The 3,027-nt window shown below is 71.8% G+C and carries 2 protein-coding genes; both read right to left on the bottom strand.

Annotated features, from left to right (window positions below; translation table 11 throughout):
• A partial coding sequence (gene carB / locus VFO68_RS09115; RefSeq protein ID WP_325157754.1) for a carbamoyl-phosphate synthase large subunit occupies positions 1-1,841 on the bottom strand: 1,841 nt, incomplete at its 3' end.
• Positions 1,825-2,946 carry a glutamine-hydrolyzing carbamoyl-phosphate synthase small subunit gene (gene carA, locus VFO68_RS09120; RefSeq protein WP_325157755.1) on the bottom strand — a complete coding sequence of 374 codons (1,122 nt, stop codon included), beginning with the start codon at positions 2,944-2,946 and terminating at the stop codon, positions 1,825-1,827. The genes carA and carB, both read right to left, overlap by 17 nt.
• Positions 2,947-3,027 lie beyond the last annotated feature (81 nt).

Genomic DNA, 3,027 nt, shown 5'->3' on the forward strand with positions numbered 1-3,027 from the left:
AGCCGGTCGGCGGTGTCGTAGTCGGTGGACACCGTCTCCGGGTTGCAGTTGACCATGACGGTCTCGTAACCGGCCTCCCGCAGCGCCATCACGGCGTGCACGCAGGAGTAGTCGAACTCGATCCCCTGCCCGATCCGGTTCTGACCGGAGCCCAGGATGATCACCTTGGGCCGGTCGGACGGCGCGACCTCGGTCTCGGCGTCGTAGCAGGAGTAGTGGTACGGGGTGGCGGCGGCGAACTCGGCCGCGCACGTGTCCACGGTCTTGTAGACCGGCCGCAGCCCGAGGCGGTGGCGCAGCCTCCGTACCCCATCCTCACCCGCCAGCTCCGGGCGGAGGGCGGCCACCTGCCGGTCGGACAGGCCGGCGCGCTTGGCTCGCCGCAACAGGGGCAGGTCGAGTACGGGGGCGGCGGCCAGTTCCTCCCGCAGGTCCACCAGGGACGCGATCTGGTCCACGAACCACGGGTCCATCCCGCCCGCCGCCTCGGCCACGGTGGCCACGCCCGCGCCCAGCCGCAGCGCCCGCTCCACGGTGTAGAGCCGGCCGTCGTGCGGCACGCGCAGCGCCGCCAGCGTGGACTCGAGCGTGGCGCCGGCGGGGTCGGGCTCCGTCCAGAACCCGGCCGCCTTCGTCTCCATCGAGCGCATCGCCTTGTTGAGCGCCTCGGTGAAGTTGCGGCCCAGGCTCATCGCCTCGCCGACGGACTTCATCGTCGTGGTCAGCTCGGGGTCGGCGCCGGGAAACTTCTCGAACGCGAAGCGGGGGATCTTCACCACGACGTAGTCGAGCGCCGGCTCGAACGCGGCCGGCGTCTGGAGGGTGATGTCGTTGGGGATCTCGTCCAGGGTGTACCCGATGGCCAGCTTCGCCGCGATCTTGGCGATCGGGAAGCCGGTCGCCTTGGACGCCAGCGCCGATGAGCGGGACACCCGCGGGTTCATCTCGATCACGACGAGCCGCCCGTTGCCCGGGTGCACCGCGAACTGGATGTTGCAGCCGCCGGTGTCCACGCCGACCTCGCGCAGCACCGCGATGCCCAGGTCGCGCAGGCGCTGGTACTCCCGGTCGGTGAGCGTCATCGCCGGGGCCACGGTGACGCTGTCGCCGGTGTGCACGCCCATCGGGTCGATGTTCTCGATGGAGCAGACGACCACCACGTTGTCGTGCCGGTCGCGCATCAGCTCCAGCTCGTACTCCTTCCAGCCGAGCACGCTCTCCTCGATCAGCACCTCGTGCACCGGGGAGGCGGCGAGCCCGGCGCCGGCGATGCGCTCCAGGTCCTCGTCGGTGTGCGCCATCCCGGAGCCGAGCCCGCCCATCGTGAACGACGGCCGGATCACCACCGGCAGCCCCAGCTCGGCGACCGCCTCCCGGACCGCCTCCATGGACCGGCACACCCGCGAGCGCGGCGTCTCCCCGCCGGCGCGGGCCACGATGTCCTTGAACAGCTGCCGGTCCTCGCCGCGCCGGATGGCGTCGATGTCCGCGCCGATCAGCTCGACGCCGTACTTGTCCAGCACGCCCGCCTCGTGCAGCGCGACGGCGGTGTTCAGGGCGGTCTGGCCGCCCAGGGTGGGCAGCAGCGCGTCGGGCTTCTCCCGGGCGATCACCGCCTCGACGAACTCCGGGGTGATCGGCTCGACGTAGGTCGAGTCGGCGAACTCCGGGTCGGTCATGATCGTGGCCGGGTTGGAGTTGACGAGGCTGACCCGCAGTCCCTCGGCCCGCAGCACCCGGCACGCCTGGGTGCCGGAGTAGTCGAACTCGCACGCCTGGCCGATCACGATCGGCCCGGAGCCGATCACCAGGACGTGGTGAAGGTCAGTTCGCTTGGGCACGGTCCACCAACTCCATAAACCTGTCGAAGAGGTAGTCGGCGTCGTGCGGACCGGCCGCCGCCTCGGGGTGGTACTGAACGGTGAACGCGGGCACGTCGCGCGCCCGCAGCCCCTCGACGACGTTGTCGTTCAGGCAGACGTGGGAGACCTCGACCCCCCCGAAGTCGGTGTCGACCACGCCGTCGAGCGGCGCCTCCACCGCGAACCCGTGATTGTGCGAGGTCACCTCGACCTTGCCCGTCGTCCGGTCCAGCACCGGCTGGTTGACGCCGCGGTGCCCGTACCCCAGCTTGTAGGTCCCGAAGCCCAGCGCCCGGCCGAGGATCTGGCTGCCGAAGCAGATGCCGAACAGCGGCACCCGGCGGCGCATCACCTCGCGGGCCAGCCCGACGGCGTGGCCGGCGGTGGCCGGGTCGCCCGGGCCGGGCGAGAAGAACACCGCGTCGGCACCGGTGGCGAGCAGGTCCTCGACCGTGGACGTGGCCGGCAGCACGTGCGTGGTGACGCCGCGGGCGGCCAGCCGGCGGGGCACGTTGCGCTTGATGCCGAGGTCCAGCGCGGCCACCGTGAACCGGTGCTCGCCGTCGGCGGCCACCGTGTACGGCTTGGGGGTGGTGACCTCGGCGGACAGGTCCGCGCCGATCATCTGCGGCGCCGCCAGCACCCGCTCCAGCAAGGCCTTGTGGTCGGTTTCCACGCTGGAGACGCCGACCCGCATCGCCCCGCGCTCGCGCAGGTGCCGGGTCAGCGCCCGGGTGTCCACCCCGCAGATGCCCACGACCCCCTCGGCCGCGAGCCGGTCCTCCAGGCCGCCGGTGGACCGCCAGTTGGAGGCGGTACGGGACGGGTCGCGCACCACGTACCCGGCCACCCAGATCCGGGCCGACTCGTCGTCCTCGCCGTTGACCCCCGTGTTGCCGATGTGCGGCGCGGTCTGCACGACGACCTGGCGGTGGTACGACGGGTCGGTCAGCGTCTCCTGGTAGCCGGTCATGGCGGTGGTGAAGACGGCCTCGCCGAACGTCTCGCCCACGCTGCCGTACGCCTCGCCGACGAACGTCCGCCCGTCCTCCAGCACGAGGATCGCCGGCCTGCGCCGCGTCACCGGTCCTGCCTTTCGTTCGCGACTGCGGGACTCCGCTTCGCTGCGTTCCTCGCGCTCACCGAACGGCCTTGCCGTCGAGGA

Origin of the sequence: Actinophytocola sp. (assembly GCF_035712165.1) — a bacterium.
Taxonomy (GTDB): domain Bacteria; phylum Actinomycetota; class Actinomycetes; order Mycobacteriales; family Pseudonocardiaceae; genus DASYTH01.